Annotated in this window: 20 protein-coding genes and 1 pseudogene; 18 read left to right on the plus strand and 3 right to left on the minus strand. The window is 72.4% G+C overall.

From position 1 onward, the window contains the following. Positions 1-94 precede the first annotated feature (94 nt). From folP to PV789_RS02815, 13 genes and pseudogenes are all read left to right on the plus strand, one after another. Positions 95-997 carry a dihydropteroate synthase gene (gene folP / locus PV789_RS02755; RefSeq protein ID WP_248773316.1) on the plus strand — a complete coding sequence of 301 codons (903 nt, stop codon included), beginning with the start codon at positions 95-97 and terminating at the stop codon, positions 995-997. After that, on the plus strand, positions 994-1,443 hold the full coding sequence (locus PV789_RS02760; protein ID WP_047870501.1) for a nuclear transport factor 2 family protein: 450 nt from the start codon (positions 994-996) through the stop codon (positions 1,441-1,443). Before folP ends, PV789_RS02760 begins: the two co-directional genes overlap by 4 nt. Continuing rightward, positions 1,443-1,799: pseudogene (gene folB, locus PV789_RS02765) on the plus strand (dihydroneopterin aldolase); the annotation flags it as partial. The gene PV789_RS02760 and the pseudogene folB, both read left to right, overlap by 1 nt. Positions 1,800-1,874: 75 nt before the next feature. After that, complete coding sequence (gene folK, locus PV789_RS02770; protein ID WP_274978028.1) at positions 1,875-2,375, plus strand: 2-amino-4-hydroxy-6-hydroxymethyldihydropteridine diphosphokinase; 501 nt, start codon at positions 1,875-1,877, stop codon at positions 2,373-2,375. Next, on the plus strand, positions 2,375-2,857 hold the full coding sequence (locus PV789_RS02775; protein ID WP_274976026.1) for a DUF3180 domain-containing protein: 483 nt from the start codon (positions 2,375-2,377) through the stop codon (positions 2,855-2,857). Before folK ends, PV789_RS02775 begins: the two co-directional genes overlap by 1 nt. Positions 2,858-3,028: 171 nt before the next feature. After that, positions 3,029-3,475, plus strand: a complete 447-nt coding sequence (locus PV789_RS02780; RefSeq protein ID WP_274978029.1) for a PH domain-containing protein — start codon at positions 3,029-3,031, stop codon at positions 3,473-3,475. Between the two features lie 153 nt (positions 3,476-3,628). Beyond that, entirely contained in the window at positions 3,629-5,221 is a 1,593-nt protein-coding gene (locus tag PV789_RS02785) for a PH domain-containing protein (RefSeq protein WP_274976027.1), read from the plus strand. Positions 5,222-5,466: 245 nt separating this feature from the next. Beyond that, complete coding sequence (locus PV789_RS02790; RefSeq protein ID WP_274976028.1) at positions 5,467-5,703, plus strand: chaplin family protein; 237 nt, start codon at positions 5,467-5,469, stop codon at positions 5,701-5,703. A 436-nt stretch (positions 5,704-6,139) separates the two neighbouring features. Beyond that, entirely contained in the window at positions 6,140-6,382 is a 243-nt protein-coding gene (locus tag PV789_RS02795) for a hypothetical protein (RefSeq protein ID WP_274976029.1), read from the plus strand. A gap of 185 nt (positions 6,383-6,567) precedes the next feature. After that, a complete protein-coding gene (locus PV789_RS02800; RefSeq protein WP_274976030.1) occupies positions 6,568-7,452 on the plus strand; it encodes a Rossmann-like and DUF2520 domain-containing protein in 885 nt (294 codons plus the stop codon). Between the two features lie 65 nt (positions 7,453-7,517). Continuing rightward, entirely contained in the window at positions 7,518-8,387 is an 870-nt protein-coding gene (panC, locus tag PV789_RS02805; protein WP_274976031.1) for a pantoate--beta-alanine ligase, read from the plus strand. A 107-nt stretch (positions 8,388-8,494) separates the two neighbouring features. After that, entirely contained in the window at positions 8,495-11,086 is a 2,592-nt protein-coding gene (locus PV789_RS02810; protein ID WP_274976032.1) for an L-aspartate oxidase, read from the plus strand. Between the two features lie 64 nt (positions 11,087-11,150). Further along, entirely contained in the window at positions 11,151-11,933 is a 783-nt protein-coding gene (locus tag PV789_RS02815) for a type III pantothenate kinase (protein ID WP_274976033.1), read from the plus strand. 50 nt (positions 11,934-11,983) lie between these two features. Here the strand turns inward: PV789_RS02815 and vapC are convergent, their stop codons facing one another. From vapC to PV789_RS02830, 3 genes are all read right to left on the minus strand, one after another. Further along, on the minus strand, positions 11,984-12,403 hold the full coding sequence (vapC, locus tag PV789_RS02820) for a type II toxin-antitoxin system VapC family toxin (RefSeq protein ID WP_248773323.1): 420 nt from the start codon (positions 12,401-12,403) through the stop codon (positions 11,984-11,986). A gap of 4 nt (positions 12,404-12,407) precedes the next feature. Further along, positions 12,408-12,623, minus strand: coding sequence for a type II toxin-antitoxin system VapB family antitoxin (locus PV789_RS02825; protein ID WP_212641706.1), 216 nt, complete (start codon positions 12,621-12,623; stop codon positions 12,408-12,410). 105 nt (positions 12,624-12,728) lie between these two features. After that, complete coding sequence (locus tag PV789_RS02830; RefSeq protein ID WP_274976034.1) at positions 12,729-13,685, minus strand: cation diffusion facilitator family transporter; 957 nt, start codon at positions 13,683-13,685, stop codon at positions 12,729-12,731. 96 nt (positions 13,686-13,781) lie between these two features. On the opposite strand from PV789_RS02830, the gene lysX reads away from it, so the two are divergent. The 5 genes from lysX (at position 13,782) to PV789_RS02855 (ending at position 18,479) form a co-directional block, all read left to right on the plus strand. Next, entirely contained in the window at positions 13,782-15,386 is a 1,605-nt protein-coding gene (gene lysX, locus PV789_RS02835) for a bifunctional lysylphosphatidylglycerol synthetase/lysine--tRNA ligase LysX (protein ID WP_274978030.1), read from the plus strand. A 702-nt stretch (positions 15,387-16,088) separates the two neighbouring features. Continuing rightward, positions 16,089-16,412 carry a LuxR C-terminal-related transcriptional regulator gene (locus PV789_RS02840; RefSeq protein WP_212641704.1) on the plus strand — a complete coding sequence of 108 codons (324 nt, stop codon included), beginning with the start codon at positions 16,089-16,091 and terminating at the stop codon, positions 16,410-16,412. Between the two features lie 132 nt (positions 16,413-16,544). Beyond that, positions 16,545-17,189: an amino-acid N-acetyltransferase gene (locus PV789_RS02845; protein WP_274976035.1), complete on the plus strand. Its 645-nt coding sequence runs from the start codon at positions 16,545-16,547 to the stop codon at positions 17,187-17,189. 449 nt (positions 17,190-17,638) lie between these two features. Then, positions 17,639-17,920 carry a hypothetical protein gene (locus PV789_RS02850; protein WP_274976036.1) on the plus strand — a complete coding sequence of 94 codons (282 nt, stop codon included), beginning with the start codon at positions 17,639-17,641 and terminating at the stop codon, positions 17,918-17,920. Between the two features lie 217 nt (positions 17,921-18,137). Continuing rightward, positions 18,138-18,479, plus strand: coding sequence for a histone-like nucleoid-structuring protein Lsr2 (locus PV789_RS02855; protein WP_013155980.1), 342 nt, complete (start codon positions 18,138-18,140; stop codon positions 18,477-18,479). Positions 18,480-18,712 lie beyond the last annotated feature (233 nt).

Genomic DNA, 18,712 nt, shown 5'->3' on the forward strand with positions numbered 1-18,712 from the left:
CTCGCTCGCCGGGGAGGGTTTCGCGCCTTCGAGGGCGGGCACAAGCCCCGGGCGCGCGCCTCCGGTTTTCCGGCGTACGCGTAGGGTGATCCTTATGGGGCCGAAACACACACTTCCGGGCCTGCCCGACCGCGGGCGGTGCCTGGTCATGGGGGTCGTGAACGTCACCCCCGACTCCTTCTCCGACGGCGGCGCGTGGTTCGATCCCGACAGGGCGATCGAACACGGGTTGCGCCTGGTCGAGGAGGGCGCGGACCTGGTCGACGTGGGCGGTGAGTCCACCCGTCCCGGCGCGCAGCGCGTCTCCGCCGCCGAGGAGCTGCGCAGGGTCGAACCGGTCGTGCGGGAGCTCTCCGCGCGGGGCGTGGCCGTCAGCGTCGACACCATGCGCGCCGAGATCGCCGAGAAGGCCGTGGAGGCCGGAGCCGTCCTGGTCAACGACGTCAGCGGCGGGCTCGCCGACCCGGCCATGGCCCGCCTCGTGGCGTCTTCCGGCGTTGCCTACGTGTTGATGCACTGGCGTGGGCATAGTCATGACATGCAGAGCCGTGCCGTGTACACGGATGTCGTCCAGGAGGTCCTCGATGAGCTCCGCGACCGTATGGAGGCCATGATCAGTGCAGGTGTCGACCCCGGCCAGATCGTCCTGGACCCCGGGTTGGGATTCTCCAAGCGCCCCGAGCAGGCGCACAACTGGGCGCTGCTGCACGAGCTGGAGCGCTTCCACGAGCTGGGGCGCCCCGTGCTGGTGGCCGGATCGCGCAAGCGCTTCCTGAGCCGCCTGCTCGGCGACGCCAAGGGCGAGGACCGCCCCTTCACCGAGTGCGACGCCGCCACCGCGGCCGTCACCACCCTGTCCGCGGACCGGGGGGCGTGGGCCGTGCGGGTGCACGACGTCCGTCCCAGCGCCGACGCCGTCCGCGTGGCGGCCGCCTGGTCCGACGGCGGCGCCCGTCTGGACGAGGGACGCGCCGAGCCGGTGGAGGGCAGCCTGTGAAGTCCCGCCAGGAGGTCATGGAGCGCGTGGCCGAGGCCAACGCGCAGTTCTACAGCGCCATCGAGAACGGCGACATCGACCTGATGCGCAGTGTCTGGGCGGAGGAGCACGAGGCGCCCGACCTGGTGTGCGTGAACCCCGGTTGGCCGCTGCTGCGCGGGCGCACCGAGATCATGCGCGCCTGGTCGCTGATCATGGCCAACGTCACCTACATCCAGTACGTGCTCACCGAGACCCACATCGGGGTCGGCGGCGACATCGCCATGGTCACGTGCGAGGAGAACGTGCTGACCGCCGAGGAGGACAGCCCCGGTTTCGTCGCGGGCGGCCAGGTGGTGACCACCAACCTGTTCGTGGACACCGACCAGGGGTGGCGGCTGTGGTCGCACCACGCCTCGCCCGTGCTCATGGAGGAGGACGAGGACGAGGGAGAGGTCGAGGCCTGATGCCCGATCGCGTCGCGCTCCGCGGACTGCGGGCCCGCGGCCACCACGGCGTGTTCGACTTCGAGCGCCGGGAGGGCCAGGACTTCGTGGTCGACGCGGTGCTGTACCTGGACACCGCCCCGGCGGCGGCCTCCGACGACGTGGGCGACACCGTCCACTACGGCCTGCTCGCCGACCGGCTGGTCGCGATCGTGACCGGGGAACCGGTCAACCTGATCGAGACGCTCGCCGAGCGGCTGGCCCGGGAGTGCCTGGCCGAACCGCTGGTCGAGCGGGCGGAGGTGACGGTGCACAAGCCGTCCGCGCCCATCGAGCACGAGTTCGCCGACGTGGCCGTCACCGTGGTCCGGGAGCGGACGCGGCGCGAGCCCGGCGACCTCGGGGACGCCCGGGACCCGGGAGGCGCGCAGGACCCCGCCAGGCGGCGCGCCGTGCTCTCCCTGGGCTCCAACCTCGGGGACCGGATGGCGGCCCTCCAGGGGGCCGTGGACACGCTGCTGGGCGGCGCGGACGCGCCCGTCCCGGTGGCGGTGTCCCCCGTCTACGAGACCGAGCCGGTGGGCGGACCCGAACAGGGCGCCTTCCTCAACGCGGTCCTGGTCGTGGACACCGACGGCCCGCCCCGCGCCCTGCTGGAGCGCGCCCGCGCGGCCGAGCGGGCCTTCGACCGCGTCCGCGAGGTCCGGTGGGGGCCGCGCACGCTGGACGTGGACGTGATCGCGTTCGGGGACGTGCGCGACGACGACCCGGAGTTGACCCTGCCGCACCCGCGCGCCCACGAACGGGGGTTCGTGCTCCGGCCCTGGCTGGACGCCGACCCAGGGGCGCGCCTGCCCGGCAGGGGACCGGTCGCCGATCTGCTGGGGGCCTGCGGTGAGCAGGGGCTGCGCCGGCGCGACGACCTGCGGCTGCGCCTGCCGGGGCGGGCCTGATGTCCGGGGACGAGGAGGGGCGGATGCGCCCCACCGGGTGGCGGGTGCCGTCCCTGCTGGCGGTGGTCGGCGCCCTCGCGGGGGTGCTGGTCACCAACTCCCTGCCGGGGCTGCCGCTGCTGCCGTGGTCGGCGATCCCGACCCTGCTGCTGCTCGCGGTCGCCGAGGGCTACACGGCGGGGCGGACCCGCAGGCGCATCCGCCGGGAGCCGGGGACCGAGCCGATGCAGCCGCTCAGCGCGGCCCGCCTGGTCGCCCTGGCCAAGGCCAGCGCGCTGTTCGCGTCCCTGGCGCTGGGCTTCTTCGCCGGGATGGCGCTGTCGGTGTCGGACACGCTGGTGCTGCCCGTGCACCGCGAGGTGTTCCTCACCGCGCTGGGCACGGCCCTGTCGTCGGGGCTGCTGCTGGCCGCCGCCCTGTACCTGGAGCACGCCTGCCGGGTCCCCGAGGACGACGATCCGCAGGACGGCGCCCGGTTCTGACTCCTCGGGGTCTTTCGTCCGAATTCGCCTGCGCGCCGCGTCGGTCTGCCGGTGCTTGCCCCCGGATGGTTGACTGGCTTCGTGGAGACCAGTGACACGACACCGCCGCCCGGGCCCTCCAGGCCGCTCGACGCGGCGTTCGCACCGCCCGGGGACGCCTCCTGGAGCCGTGTGTCGCCCGCCCTGGCCTGGTACCGCCGGATCGTGGTGGGCGCGCTGTGCCTGATCGCCGGGGGCGGGGGCGCCGTGCTGCTGTTCGCGCGGGCCTCCTGGCCCTGGGCCGCCGCCTGGGCGGTGCTGGCCGCGGTGGTCCTGGCCGCGGGCTGGGTCCTGGCCGGGCTCTTCCGCCGGTCGTGGGGCTACGCGGAGGCCGACGAGGAGCTCTACCTCACCTACGGGGTGTTCGTGAGGCAGCTGGTGGTCATCCCCTACGGCCGGATGCAGGTCGTGGACGTCACCGCCGACCTCCTCGAACAGGCCCTGGGCATCGCCACCGTGCAGGTGCGCACCGCCGCCAGCACCGCGGACACCCGGGTGGTCGGGCTGCCGCTGGCCGAGGCCGTCCGGATGCGCGACCGGCTCGCGGCGCGCAGTGAGAGCTTCTCGACGGGGTTGTAAGTGCACGGACCAGCTCAGCCGCCGCAGGGGCCCCCGGGTCCGCACGTCCGACCGGGGCCCGCCGGTCCGCAGTGGTACCAGGGCCCTCCGGGCCGCCCGGGGCCGCCGTTCGGTCCGCCCGGGCCGTCGTCCGGTCCGCCGCAGCCGCCCGCCATGCCGCCCCCGACCGGGTGGCTGCCCCAGCCGGTCCGGCCCCCGCGGCCGGAGGACGACGTCACCACGGGCGTGTTCCGCGCGCACTGGATGAGCGTCCCGCTCCAGGTCGTCGCGGTGACCCTGGTGTTCGTGGCGCTGGTCGGCCCCATCCTCAACACCTTCGGCTTCGCCTGGGTCGTGATGATGGCGGTGGCCGTCGTCTTCGGCACGCTCGCCTACGCCCTGCCCGCGTGGTGGTACGCCACCTTCGGACTGCGCGAGGACCACCTGGTCGTCCACAGCGGCCTGGTCAGGCGCAGCTCGCGCGAGGTGCCGCTCAGCCGCCTCCAAGCGGTGGACGTGGTCCGGCCCCTGTTCCTCCAGGTGTTCGGCATGGCCGAACTGCGCGTCGAGCTGGCGGGCGGCGACGGGAGCGACATCCGGCTGCGCTGCCTGCCCCGCGTCCTGGCCGAGCGCCTGCGCGTGGCCGTCCTCGCGCACGCCGCCGGACTCCCCGGGCGCTCGCCCGAGGCGCCGGAGTGGCCGTTCTACCGGCTGCCCTTCCTGCTGCTGCTCGGCGCGCTGACCTTCCGCGTGCCGGTCCTGCTGTCCTTCATCGCGCTGCTCATGCTCGCCACCGCGGGCGCGGTCTTCGCGGAACCGGGCGTGGTGGGCGCGCTCCTCCCGCTCACCCTGGGGCTGCTGCGCTACTTCTGGGGGCCCCTGGCCCGCTACACCGACTACTACGCCTCCCTGTCCTCCGACGGCCTGCGCCTGCGCTACGGCATGTTCCAGCGGCGCATGCAGACCGTCCCGCCGGGGCGCGTGCAGGCCGTGCGCGTGGTCGAGCCCCTGCTCTGGCGGGCCCTGGGCGTGGCCCGGGTCGAGGCCAATGTCGCCGGTTACGCGGGCGCGCGCCAGGCCGACTCGTCCACCCTGCTGCCCGTGGCGCCGCGCCGCACGGCCTTCGCCCTGGTCAACGAGCTGTTCCCGGAGAGCGAGGCGGCCCACGTGCCGCTCGTGCCCAACGACAGGCCGGTGCCGAACCTGATGGGCGTGGACGAGCACCTCTTCGTCAGCACGCGCGGCCTGTTCTGCCTGGTGACGGAGATCGTCCCGGTGGAGCGAGTCCAGACGGCGCGCCTGGTGGCCGGGCCGCTGTCCCGCCTGACGGGGCGTGTCGCGGTGGACGTGGACACGCCCCCCGGGCCGGTCCGCGCCAGGGCCCACGGGCGCGGGGCCCGGGAGGCGCGCCGCTTCCTGGACGCGCTGGCCGAGCACGGGCGCCGGGCCCGGGTGCCCGCGGCGGGCACGGAGCGCTGGGCGACCCGCGCCACCCTCACCCGCCGGACCGGGGCCGCCGGGCGGCCCTCCTTCGAGGAGGCCGGACCCGGGGACCCGGAGCACGCCGGGGACTCGGAGGGACCGACGCGCGACGAGGCCCCGGCCGCGCCGTCGCAGGACGGCCGTCCGCGCTTCCTGGCTCCGGGGGCCGAAGGTCCCGAATCCGGGGATCCGGGGTCAGGGGCCGCGGAAACCGGGAAAGACGGCACCGCCGACACCTCCGCCGAGGGCGGTACGGAGGGGACCCGGGACACCCCCGGACTCTGATGTGTCGTGCGTCACATTAAGGGGCTCTCGGGCTCCCTTTTGTGGTTCACATGTCGGACATGGGTGCGCACGGATGGTGATAATTCCAGCTCGCGGCCGCGAAATGCTTTCGCGTTATGACCACGCGGGGCGAGGGAGTATGGCTAAATGGTGACCGAACACGGGGAGTGTTCAGTGTCATACACATAGTCAATGGTATTGACCGGTTGGCGCCCCCCGCCAACCGGTCCGACGGGAGAAACCACATGCTGAAGAAGGCTTTCGCCGCCAGTGCCATCGCCGCCGCCGCGGGCGTCCTGTTCACCGGCGCTCCGGCCATGGCCGTCGACGACGTCTCGACCTCCGGCAACGGAAGCATCCTGGGGGGCAACCAGCTCGTGGCCGACCTGGACGTGCCGATCAACGTCTGCGGCAACGCCATCGCGGTCCTCGGTGTGGCCGGCGCCAACTGCGTCGACTCCGGCGCCACGGTGAAGAACTAGTAGCAGCTCCGGGCGGCCTGCTCCGGTCCCGCCGGGCGACGGGCTCCCGGACGAGGCGCCATCCCGTGACGACGGGGTGGCGCCTTCGCCGTGTCCGGGACCCGCACCCGGTCCTCCCGGATCCGCCCCGCGAACCCCGCCCGCGACCCGCCCCCCCTTTCGCTCGGCCGCAACCGCAATTGCCGTCCGACTGGAAACCGCCCGACCGGTGACGCTGCGCGCACACGCCTCCCGCCGATGTCTGGGCCTTTGTCCCGAACACACCCGAGAGGCGCGCGCACCCAGTGTGAACATAAGGACTTTTCTCGTTATAAGGCCAGCTCAAAGCAGGGAAACGAGGGCTTCCCGGGGTAATTTCTTGAGCGGTTCCCCAGGGAGCCGCCACACAACCAGCCGTCCGGCGGTCCCCCCGACCGGACACAGAAGGAGACGCGTAGTGCTCAAGAAGACGCTCGCCACCAGTGCCGTGATCCTCGCCTCCGCCGGGGTCCTCCTCACCGCGGCACCGGCGGCCGCGAACATCGGCACCTGGACCTCCAACCACGGTTCCGACTTCAGCGGCAACCTCTCCTACATCAACGGCCTGACCAACGGCAACGTGGGCTGCGGCAACTCCAACGCCGCCTTCGGCCAGTCCCTGGGCTCGTGCTTCAACACCGGGGTGATCATCCAGGACTGATCCGGCCGGTCCCGCGGAGGGGGCCACGCGCCGGGTGGTGGGGGCGGACGCGGTGTCCGCCCCCACACGCGTGCCCGGGGGCGGGTCGGCAGGTCACCGGCCGGGGAGGACTATCGTGTGCTCAGGCGCCCCGGAACGACAGGAACCGGACGCGCCCCACGCGTTCGGACCACGAGGGGGCACACATGGAGACGACGCAGGGACGCCCCGCCCGCCTGCGGATCGGCGTCATCGGATCCGGGCGGGTCGGCTCCGTCCTCGGCCAGGCCCTGGGCCGGGCCGGGCACAAGGTCGTCGCCGCCTCCGCGGTCTCCGACGCCTCCCGGGCCCGAGCCGCCGACCGCCTGCCCACCGCGCGCGTGCTCGAACCGGCCCGGGTCGCCGAGGCCAGCGACCTCGTCCTGCTCACCGTCCCCGACGACGCCCTCCCCGAACTCGTCGAAGGGCTCGCCTCCACCGGCACCGACCTGCGCGGCAAGATCCTCGTCCACGCCAGCGGAGCCCACGGCTACGGCGTCCTGGCCCCCGCCACCCTCGTCGGCGCCCTGCCCCTCGCGCTCCACCCCGCCATGACCTTCACCGGGCGCGACGAGGACATCGACCGCCTCGCCAACTGCGCGTTCGGCGTCACCGCGCCCGAGCAGCTGCGCCCCATCGCCGAGGCCCTCGTCGTCGAGATGGGCGCCGAACCCGTGTGGATCACTGAGGACAAGCGCACCCTCTACCACGCGGCCCTCGCCGGAGGCGCCAACCACCTGGTCACCCTGGTCTCCGACAGCGCCGCCCTGCTCGCCTCCGCCGGGGTCCCCGAACCCGGCCGCATGCTCGCCCCCATGCTCAGCGCGGCCCTGGACAACGCCCTGCGCCTGGGCATCCACGGTCTGAGCGGCCCCGTCCTGCGCGGCGACGCGGGAACCGTCGCCGGGCACATCGAGCAGCTGCGGGAGAACGCGCCCGAGAGCGTGGCCAGCTACGTCGAACTCGCCCGGCTCACCGCCGACCGCGCCATCAACGCCGGGATGCTCAAGCCCGAGGACGCCGCGCGCCTGCTCGACGTCCTCCGCCGCTGAGACGCCGCCGGGTCCGGCGCGCGTACGGCCGCCGCGACGCAGAACACCACCACGGGAAACCACCGATGACCGCACCGCACTCCGCCGCCCCCGCCCCCCTCGTCGCGCACACGTCCGAGGAGCTGTGCCGCGCCCTCACGGGCGCCGGACGCGTCGCCCTCGTCCCCACCATGGGCGCCCTGCACGAGGGCCACCGCAGCCTCATGCGCCTGGCCCGCGAACGCGCCGACACCGTGGTCGTCAGCGTCTTCGTCAACCCGCTCCAGTTCGGGCCCGACGAGGACTTCGACCGCTACCCGCGCACCCTGGACACCGACACCGCCGTGTGCGCGGAGGAGGGCGTCGACGTGGTCTTCGCCCCCGGCGTCGACACCATGTACCCCGCCGAGCAGACGGTCACCGTCCACGCGGGCGCGATGGGCGACCGGCTGGAGGGCGCCTCCCGCCCCGGGTTCTTCACCGGCGTGCTCACCGTGGTCAGCAAGCTCCTCCACCTGGTCGGCCCGGACCTCGCGGTCTTCGGCAGCAAGGACGCCCAGCAGCTCGCCGTGGTCCGCCGCATGGCCGCCGACCTCAACATGCCCGTGGAGATCGTCGGCGCGCCCACCCTGCGCGACCCCGACGGCCTGGCCACCTCCAGCCGCAACGTCTACCTGTCCGCGGCCGAGCGCGCCAGCGCCCTGTCGCTGTCCCGCGCCCTGGAGGCGGGCCGCGCCGCCGCCTCCGGGGGCCCCGACGCCGTCCGCGCCGCGGCCCGGGCCGTCCTGGACGACGCGGCCGGGGCCGAGCCGCCCGTCGAACTCGACTACCTCGCGTTGGTCGATCCGGCCACCTTCGCCGACGTCCCCGCCGACCACGCGGGCGGGGCCGTCCTGGCCGTCGCCGCCCGCGTGGGCGCGACCCGGCTCATCGACAACGTGTCCCTGACCCTCTAGGCGGTGTCTTCCTTGGACCTCCGCTCCGCGCCGCCCCGTGTCCGGGCGTCCGAACCCCCCGCACACCAGCGCCGCGTACCGGCGACACCCCGGAAGAGAGAACACGGATGAGCACACCCCTCCAGACACGGCTCGACGCCCCCGGGCCGGGGTGGACGATCGAGGCCGACGTCGCGGTCGTCGGCTCGGGCATCGCCGGTCTGAGCACCGCGCTGCGCTACGTCCAGCGCACCGAACGCGGCCGGGTCGTGCTCGTCACCAAGGACCGCCTGTCCACCGGCTCCACCGCCTACGCCCAGGGCGGGATCGCCGCCGCCATGGCGCCCGAGGACGGGCCCGTCGCCCACATGGTCGACACCCACCTGGCGGGGGCGGGCCTGTCCGACCCCCACGCCGTCAACGTCCTGGCCGCCGAGGGCCCCGACGCCCTGCGCTGGCTCATCGGGCTGGGCGCCGAGTTCGACCTCGCCGAGGACGGCGCCCTGGCCCTCACCCGCGAGGGCGGCCACCGCGCCGACCGCGTCGCGCACGCGGGCGGCGACGCCACCGGCGCCGAGATCCAGCGCGCCCTCGTGGCCGCCGTCCTGGCCGAGGAGCGCATCGAGGCCGTCGAGCACGCCGTGGCCCTGGACGCCCTGCGCGACCCCGACACGGGAGCGGTGTGCGGCGCCACCCTGCACGTCATGGGCGAGGGCGCCCGCGACGGCGTCGGCGCGGTCCTGGCCCCCGCCGTGGTGCTGGCCACCGGCGGCATGGGACAGGTCTTCGCCGCCACCACCAACCCGCCCGTGTCCACCGGGGACGGCCTCGCCCTGGCCGCCCGCGCCGGGGCGCGCCTGCGCGACCTGGAGTTCATCCAGTTCCACCCCACGGTGCTCTGGCTGGGCCCCGAGGCGCGCGGGCGCCAGCCCCTGGTCTCCGAGGCCCTGCGCGGGGAGGGCGCCTACCTGGTGGACGCGCAGGGCCGGCGCATCATGGAGGGCGTCCACGAGCTGGCCGACCTCGCCCCCCGCGACGTGGTGGCGCGCACCATCGCCCGCACGATGGCCGAGCAGGGCGTCGACCACGTCTACCTGGAGACCCGCCACTTCGGCCCGGCCACCTGGGAGCGGCGCTTCCCGACCATCCTCGCCTCCTGCCGCGAACACGGCATCGACCCGCTCACCCAGCCGGTCCCCGTCGCCCCCGCCGCCCACTACGCCTCCGGCGGCGCCGAGGTCGACATCGACGGCCGCACCTCGGTCCCCGGCCTGTGGGCCGTGGGAGAGGTCGCCCGCACGGGGGTGCACGGCGCGAACCGGCTCGCCTCCAACTCCCTGCTGGAGGGCCTGGTCTACGCCGACCGGATCGCCGCCCGCCTGGCGGGCGACCCCGCCCCCCGGCCCGCGCGGGCCGGGGCCGTCGGCACCGTCACCGCGCTCCCCGACCCCGCCGCCGCGGCCCGCGTGCGCACCCTGATGTCACGCCACGCCGGGGTGCTGCGCACCGGCGAGGGGCTCGCCGAGCTGACCGCAGAACTCGACGCCCTCGCCCGCCCCGGTTCCCCGGTCACCCCCGACGTGGCCGCCTGGGAGACCGCCGACCTGCTCACCGCGGCCCGGCTCGTGGCCGCCGCCGCGCTGCACAGGACCGAGAGCAGGGGCGCGCACCAGCGCGCCGACCACCCCGAGCCCGTACCCGGGCTCCGGATCCGCCCCGTCGTCGTCCGACTGGAAGGGAACACCATCGTGACCACGGATGAGGACTGGACGCCCTCCCTGCCGCCCGCGCTCACCGCGGAACTGGACTCCATCGCCTTCCCCCTCGCCGGTTCGGGCACCCGCCCGGACGCGCGCGCCGAGTTCGCCCTCCCGTACACCGCCCCCTCGCAGTCCCACGTGGACCTGGTCCGCCGCGCCCTGTCCGAGGACCTCACCGCGGGACCGGGCATCGACGTCACCACCGTCGCGACCATCCCAGGCGACCAGGTGCGCACCGCGCACGTGGTGGCCCGCGCCGACGGCACCGTCAGCGGCCTCCCGCTCGCCGAACTCGTCTTCTGGCTGGTCGCCGACGGGGCCCTGGAGGCGCACCGGACCGTGGCCGACGGCGACGCGGTCAAGCGCGGCGACGTCCTGATGACGGTCACCGCGCGCACCCGCGACCTGCTCACCGCGGAGCGGACCGCGCTCAACTTCCTCACCCACATGTCCGGAATCGCCACCGCCACCCGCGCCTGGGTGGACGCCGTGGCCGGGACCGGCGCCCGGATCAGGGACAGCCGCAAGACCCGGCCGGGGCTGCGCGCGCTGGAGAAGTACGCCGTGCGCTGCGGCGGCGGGGTCAACCACCGCTACGGCCTCAGCGACGCCGGACTGGTCAAGGACAACCACGTCGTCGCCGCGGGCGGCGTCGGCGAGGCGGTCCGCGCCATCCGCGCGCGCTTCCCCGACCTCCCCCTGGAGGTGGAGGTGGACCGGACCGACCAGATCGAGGACGCCATCGCCGCGGGCGCCGAGGAGATCCTGCTCGACAACTTCACCGTCGAGCGGCTCCGCGAGGCGGTCGCGCTGGTCGCGGGCCGTGCGCGGCTGGAGTCCTCCGGGGGCCTGACCCTGGACGTGGCGGGTGACGTGGCCCGTACCGGGGTGGACTACCTGGCGGTCGGGGCGCTCACCCACTCCAGCCCGGCGCTGGATATCGCGCTTGACCTGTTGTGAGCGGCCCGGTTGGTGGAAGATTCCTTGAGAACACACCACTTCGACCACGGATGAGGCCCCCAGCATGCTGCTCGCGATCGACGTCGGCAACTCCGAGACGGTCTTCGGTCTCTTCGCATCCGACGACCTTCTCGAACACTGGAGGGTGGGAACCGACACCAGGCGCACGGCCGACGAGTGGGCCGTGGTCCTGCGCGGGCTCGTCGACGGCAGCAGCCTGGGCCGCCCCGAGGACATCGACGGCATCGCCCTGTGCTGCTCGGTCCCGTCGGTGCAGCACGAGATGCGGGACATGTTCCGCCGCCACTTCGGGGACGTCCCGGCCGTGATCGTCGAACCCGGCGTCAAGACCGGGGTGCCGATCCGGATGGACAACCCCAAGGAGGTGGGCAGCGACCGGATCATCAACGCGCTGGCCGCCAACCACCTCTACGGCGGTCCCGCGGTGGTGGTGGACTTCGGGACCGCGACCACCTTCGACGCGGTCAGCGTCCGCGGGGAGTACGTGGGCGGGGCCATCGCCCCGGGCATCGACATCTCCGTGGACGCCCTCTCCCGGCGCGGCGCCCAGCTGCACATGGTGGAGATCGTCAAGCCGCGCGCGGCCATCGCCAAGAACACCACCGAGGCGCTGCGCTCGGGGATCGTGTTCGGGTTCGCGGGCCAGGTGGACGGGATCGTGGACCGCATGGTCGCCGAGCTGACCGACGCGCCCGACGACGTGACCGTGGTGGCCACCGGGGGGCTCGCCTCCATCGTGGTGGCCGAGTGCGAGACGGTCGACCTGCACGAGCCGTGGCTGACCCTCATCGGCCTGCGCCTGGTTTACGAGCGCAACGTCGGCTGATCCGGGTCCGGGGTGGGGGGAGCGGGAGGCGGCCTTCCGCCCCGGCGGGTTCAGTCCTGGTCGTGCCGCTGCACGCGCAGCCGGGGGAACACCTCGGCGAGGTGGTCGAAGTCGCGGTCGCAGTGCACGAGGACCGCGTCGGTGCGCAGGGCGACGGCCGCGATGAGGCAGTCCATGTGTTTGCGGATCGTCTTGCCCTTGGACCGTGCTCCGCGATAGAGCATCGCGGACTCCCGGAAGTCGAAGGTCGGTTCGACCGTCAGCCGGGTCTGCGCCTGAAGCATCGCGTCCAGCTGGAAGAACGCCTTCTCGGTCTTGGCTCCGGACAGGAGTTCGCAGATCACCGGATCGGTGGTCGCCACGTTCTCCCGATTGTCACGAAGCTGACGGACGAACAGGTGGGTTTCGGAACCGGTTCCGCCCAGGTACTCCAACCAGGCGGAGGTGTCGAGGAGATAGGTCTTGGTCACGTTCCTACTTCTCGTCCTCGAAGCCCGAACGGCGCATCTCGTCCAGATCGCCTTCCCAGACGTCGCTTCCCTCGAGCTCCAGCATCATCTCGTAACGGTCACCGCTTCCCGCCACGTGGCGGAGGCCGAAGTCCACCGCCTCGCGCTTGGTCCTCAGGCCGTACTTCTCCATGACCGTTGTGACCAGTTCGTCGTCGATGTCAATGTTTGTGCGACTCATGCACCCAGATTACACCTGTTACCGTGTGTAAAGAAACGGTTTCCGGGAGTTCGCGGTCGCGGGGGTGGCGCGGCGGCCGGGACCGGCCGCCGCACCACCCCCGGTTCAGCCCGAGGAGACGGCGCCGGGGGACGCCTCCGGCGAGGCCCCGCTCCGGAACAGGTCCGGCTCGATGTAGACCAGCGTGGCGATGGGCACCGCGGCCCGGATGCGCTCCTCGGCCTCGTTGATCGCCCGCGTGATCCGGCCCGCGTCGTCGCGCGCGTCCACGGCCACCTTGGCGGCCACCAGCAGTTCCTCGGGGCCCACGTGCTGGGTGCGCATGTGGATCAGGCGGTCGATGTCCTCGACCGACTCGACGGCCCGGCGGATGGCCCGCACGTTCTCGCTCGTGGCGGACTCGCCGATCAGCAGGCTCTTGACCTCGACGGCCAGCACGACCGCGATGACCACCAGGAGGACGCCGATGGCGGCGGTGCCCAGGCCGTCCCACAGGCCGTTGCCGGTGATCAGGGTCAGGCCGACGCCGGCCAGGGCGAACACGAGCCCCAGCAGCGCGCCCGCGTCCTCCAGCAGGATCACCGGCAGTTCGGGGGACTTGGAGCGGCGGACGAACTGCACCCAGCTCGCCCTGCCCCGGACCGCGTTGGACTCCTTGATCGCCGTGCGCATGGCGAACGACTCCAGCACGATCGCCACCACCAGCACGGCCACGGGGACCCACTGCCAGGACGTGATCGGCTCGGGGTGGGAGATCTTGTGCCAGGCCTCGTAGAGCGCGAACAGGCCGCCCAGGCTGAACAGCACGATCGCCACCATGAACGCGTACACGTAGCGCTCGCGGCCGTAGCCGAAGGGGTGCTCCTCCGTGGCGCCCCGGCGCGCCCGCTTGCCACCGATGAGCAGCAGTGCCTGGTTGCTGGAGTCGGCGACCGAGTGGATGGACTCGGCCATCATCGACGACGATCCGGTCAGGAGGTAGGCCACGAACTTCGTCGCGGCGATTCCCAGGTTCGCGCACAGCGCCGTGACGACGGCTCTCGTGCTTCCCTCAACACTCACCAGTGGGGTCCGTCTCTCGGTAGGTACTGCTCTCGGCTGTGAAGGCGCGGGTCAGGGCAGCGCAATACTAGTGATCCGCGTCACTGTCGACCCACCCTGCCCCTACCCCGGGACGGGACCGCGACCGCCGCAGCGCGCCCTGCGCCCGCGGACGCCGACCGGTCGGGCCGGACCGCGGCCGCCGGTAGGATCGTGCGCGTGAATGACGCGCACGACGACACCTACGACGACCTGCCCGAACAGATGCGGGTCCGGCGCCAGAAGCTGGACCGGCTGCGTGAGGAGGGCACCGACCCCTTCCCCGTGACCTTCCCGCGGTCCACGTCGATCGGGGCAGTGCGCGACAAACACCAGGGGCTGGAGCCGGACACCCGCACGGGCGTGGAGGTCTCCGTCGCCGGGCGCGTCATGCTCTACCGCACCGGCGGCAAGCTGTGCTTCGCCACCCTGCGCGACGAGACCGGCGACATCCAGATCATGCTGTCCCTGGACCAGGTGGGCCGGGAGCGCCTGGACGCCTGGAAGGCCGACGTCGACCTCGGCGACCACGTGGGCGTGGAGGGGGAGGTCATCACCTCCCGCCGCGGCGAGCTGTCGATCCTGGTGACCGGCTGGACGCTGACCGCCAAGTGCCTGCGCCCGCTCCCGGAGAAGCACAAGGGCCTGACCGACCCCGAGGCCCGGGTCCGCCAGCGCTACGTCGACCTCATCGTCAACCCCGAGTCCCAGCAGATGGTGCGCCGCCGCTCGGCCGCCATCCGCGCGATCCGCGAGGGGCTCGCCTCCCGCGACTTCGTCGAGGTCGAGACGCCCATGCTGATGCGGGTGCACGGCGGCGCCACGGCGCGCCCCTTCACCACCCACATCAACGCCTACGACATGGACCTGTACCTGCGCATCGCCCCCGAACTGTCCCTCAAGCGGCTGGTCGTGGGCGGTCTGGAGAAGGTCTTCGAGGTCAACCGCAACTTCCGCAACGAGGGCGCGGACTCCACGCACAACCCCGAGTTCACGATGCTGGAGTTCTACCAGGCCTACGCCGACTACAACGTCATGGCCGACCTGACCCGCGAACTCATCCAGGAGGCGGCGCGCGCCGTGTTCGGCTCGACGGTGGTCGAGCGGGACGGGCGCACCTACGACCTGGGCGGGGAGTGGCCGCAGGTCACCCTGTACGGGGCGGTGTCCGAGGCGCTGGGGGCCGAGGTCGACCCGCGCACGCCGATCGACGAGGTCCGCCGCCTGGCCGACTCCCGGGGAGTGGAGTACGACCCCTCCTGGGGCCAGGGCAAGCTCGTGGAGCACGTCTTCGAGGAGCTGGTGGAGCACACGCTCGTCCAGCCCACCTTCGTGCGCGACTTCCCGGTGGAGACCAGCCCGCTCACCCGGCAGCACCGCGAGGACCCGCTGCTCACCGAGAAGTGGGACCTCATCGGCTTCGGCATGGAGATGGGCACGGGCTACTCGGAGCTGGTCGACCCGGTCGAGCAGCGCGAGCGCCTCACCAGGCAGTCGCTGATGGCCGCCGAGGGCGACCCCGAGGCGATGCAGCTGGACGAGGACTTCCTGCGGGCCCTGGAGTACGGAATGCCGCCGACCGGCGGTGTGGGAGTCGGTATCGACCGCCTGCTCATGGCCTTCACCGGAAAGAACATCCGGGAAACTGTCCTTTTCCCGCTCGTGAAGCCTTCCGGGGATTGAGTCGGAGCGCCGTGGGCCCGGATTTACCGGGGATATAACGGCGCAGATTGGATGACCGAAAGGCGGAGCGGGGCCGTCGCGCACACGTTGCGGCGGCCCCGTCCCCTGCGCCGGGGCAGGGCCCGTACCACGGGTTCCGCCATCCCGGCCGGACAGGCCGCGCGAACCGGAGGCCACGGCCGCGTGGCCGGTCGGACAGTTCCGAAGTTTTGCCGACCGGGGCGCGGCGAACTCGGCCACTCTCCGCTGAACGTTGTTTACGCAGGTCAATGTAGTCGGCGTATTTTCCCTTCCATTACTTTGTCACGGAAGGGACCGCCATAACTACACATGGTGATTTATGGGGCCTTGACGGTATCATCTCTGCGGCCTAGCGTGCTGTGAGCGGGTCGAGACCCGTGGAGTTTGCCGAAGTGGATCGAGAACGACGGCGAGCGGGGAGAGGGACCGCCGGACGCGGTCCGCGTTCCCCGCGCGCATGCGCGCCCTCGGTGGAGTCTGTCCGTCCCAGCCTCCAGCGAACCGGCCCCTGCGACGTCCGTGCGCCCGCCCCCAGTCCCTGTGCCAGAGGGATGCGTGGGGGACAGCGGTGCGCCCGGGAGTTGTCCGTCGCACCGGACCAGGGGAGACCCGTGTCCGGCGCGCTCGCGTCCGCCAGGCGACGAGTCGATGTTCCGCACTCACATGATGAGGGAGGACGGAGTGGAACAGGCCACACTCGTACGACGTACCGCTGACGACCAGGGCGCCCTTCAGACCAGGGAGCACCGGGAGAACGTGGTCCCCCTGCAGGCCCGCCCGCACGAGACGGCTGTGAGCAGCCCCTACGCGCCGGTGGAACTGAACCACGAGGAGCTCGAACTGCTCGCCGAGATCGCCACCGGTGTCACCACCGAGGTGGCGGCCCGGCACCTCGAACTCAGCGCGCGCACCCTGCGCCGCCGCATCCGCAACATCTGCGACGTGCTCGGAGTGAACACGCCCATCGAGGCGGTCGTCTGGGCCGCGCGGCGCCAGCTCATCTGAGCCGTCCGCGGCACGGCGCCGCGGCCGCGCGGCATCCACCACGGCACCCACCGGCGCACCGGTGGGTGCCGACGCGTTTTCGGACCGCTCGCGTCCGCCGGGCGCGGGGCCCGGGCGTAGTCTGGTCCGGCTATGCCCGTTCGCCATGTTCACGTGCGCCGCGCCAGGACGCGCGACGTCGCCGCCGTCCGGCGCCTCGTCGACACCTACACCGTCGACCGGCGCGTGCTCTCCAAGAGCACCGTCAACCTCTACGAGGACGTCCAGGAGTTCTGGGTGGCCGAGGCCGAGGTGGTCCCCGACGGCTCCGGCCCGGCCTCCCCGCACGCCGCGCCCCCTCCCGGCGCCCCCGCCCCCGTCCCCGCAGCGGAGCGCACCGACCCCCCCGAAGCCGGGACCGAGTACCGCGTGGTGGGCTGCGGCGCACTGCACGTGCTCTGGGAGGACCTGGCGGAGGTGCGCACCGTCGCGGTGGACCCCTCCCTGCGCGGGTTCGGCGTCGGACACCGGATCGTGTCCGCGCTGCTGGACACCGCCCGGGAGTTGGGCGTGCGCCGTGTGTTCTGCCTGACATTCGAGACCGGTTTCTTCGCCAAACACGGCTTTGCCCGGATCCAGGGCACACCCGTCTCCCCCCGGGTGTACGAGGAACTCCTGCGTTCCTATGACGAGGGCGTCGCCGAATTTCTCGACTTGGAGCGGGTTAAGCCCAACACCCTCGGGAACACCCGCATGCTTGTGCACCTCGACGCGCCAACGCGAACCACCCGGACCTAAAGGTTTTCGCGCTCACTCGGGACCAAGTTCCCCATACGGGCCGCAGCCGGGCCAACACCGCGTCCGCCCCGTGTCCGCGCAGCTTATGCACAACCGGATGGCGGGGTCGGGGAAGGGGGCGGGTAATGTGTACCCCAGGGGTGGAGTCCCGCCCACACGTTGAAGGAAGTTCCGCGAAGCGGTGGCGAAGGGTCGGGATTTGACACCGGTGGACACGGTGTTCCCCCGCGGACACACCGGGGCGCCGAACGCACGGCCGGACATTGGCCCCCTTCGGGTTTGCCGGAGGTGTCCCGGGTACGTCCAGTGTCAAACCGGGGGCAAACGATGTCTATGATGTCCGGTATGCGTTTGCCCGGGTGCCTGGCGAGCCATCCCCCAGGAGCAGCCCGACACGGAGTCGGGTATTTGCTGCAATAAGTAACAACCAGGAAGGGTGGACGGCTTCGATGGGGAACTTTTTGTCGTCGGTGCTTCCCCCCGGGCTGATCGACGTATTGTCGGCGCTCATCCCACCGGTGGTTGTCGGTGCCGTCTTCTGCACCTTCGTCATCCAGCTCCTGCGCAAGGAGATGGCGCCCCGCCGGATGGACGGAAGCCTGGTCAGCAAGGACAGGGCCGCCGAGGGCACGGGTGAGGGCAGTGACGGCTCCGAGGCCGCCGAGCCGGGAGCCGCGAACGAGACGCCGATTGTCCGGGGTGGGGAACGCACCGAATCCGACGGTCGTTGATACGGTACTCGACCGATCACGCGCTCCTCGGGGAGCGGCGAACCGGCCACGCGCGTGCGCGGGCCATCTCGCCGATCCCGCGCGCCCTCCGGTGACCCCCGAAACCCGACACGGTGTCCGGGTGATTTCAGGCACGCCGGGAATTGTCTTCCGCGTTCTCGCGAGATAGCTTTACATTCAGGTGTGGAGACACCGCTCTTCTGAAAGGTTTGATTCCATGGCACAGAAGGTCCAGGTTTTCCTGGTCGACGACCTCGACGGCGGCGAGGCCGAGGAGACGGTGACGTTCGGTCTGGACGGCTCCGTGTACGAAATCGACCTCAGCGCGGGTAATGCGGCCAAGCTCCGCGAGGCCCTTACTCCGTTCGTCGACGCCGCACGCAAGGCTCCGGCCAAGGCGTCCCGCAGCGCGGGCCGCCGCACCGGCAGCCGGAATGCTCCCAGCCGTGAGCGCAGCGCCGAGATTCGCGCCTGGGCGAAGGCCGCGGGCAAGCCCGTCAATGAGCGCGGCCGTATCCCTGCGGCGATCGTCGCCGAATATGAGGCCATCAAGGGCTAGGTTTGCCGCCGACCCCCGGTTCGCCGAAATGTTGTCAGGTCTTGATCGAATTACGGTCGGTACCTGCCGGGGGAAGACACCCGAACCCGACCATCCCGGGCCGCGGCGCGGCCCAGTGACACGGGATACCAGGGGATACGCCGGGCCCGACGGGTCCTTCGGGCGGTACGGGGCGCCAGACAGCGCTCCTGCGGCCCCGCGGCTCCAGACCTCCGCCGCCACACCCACGCGCT

Source organism: Nocardiopsis camelliae, from assembly GCF_028993595.1.
Classification (GTDB): Bacteria; Actinomycetota; Actinomycetes; order Streptosporangiales; family Streptosporangiaceae; genus Nocardiopsis; species Nocardiopsis dassonvillei.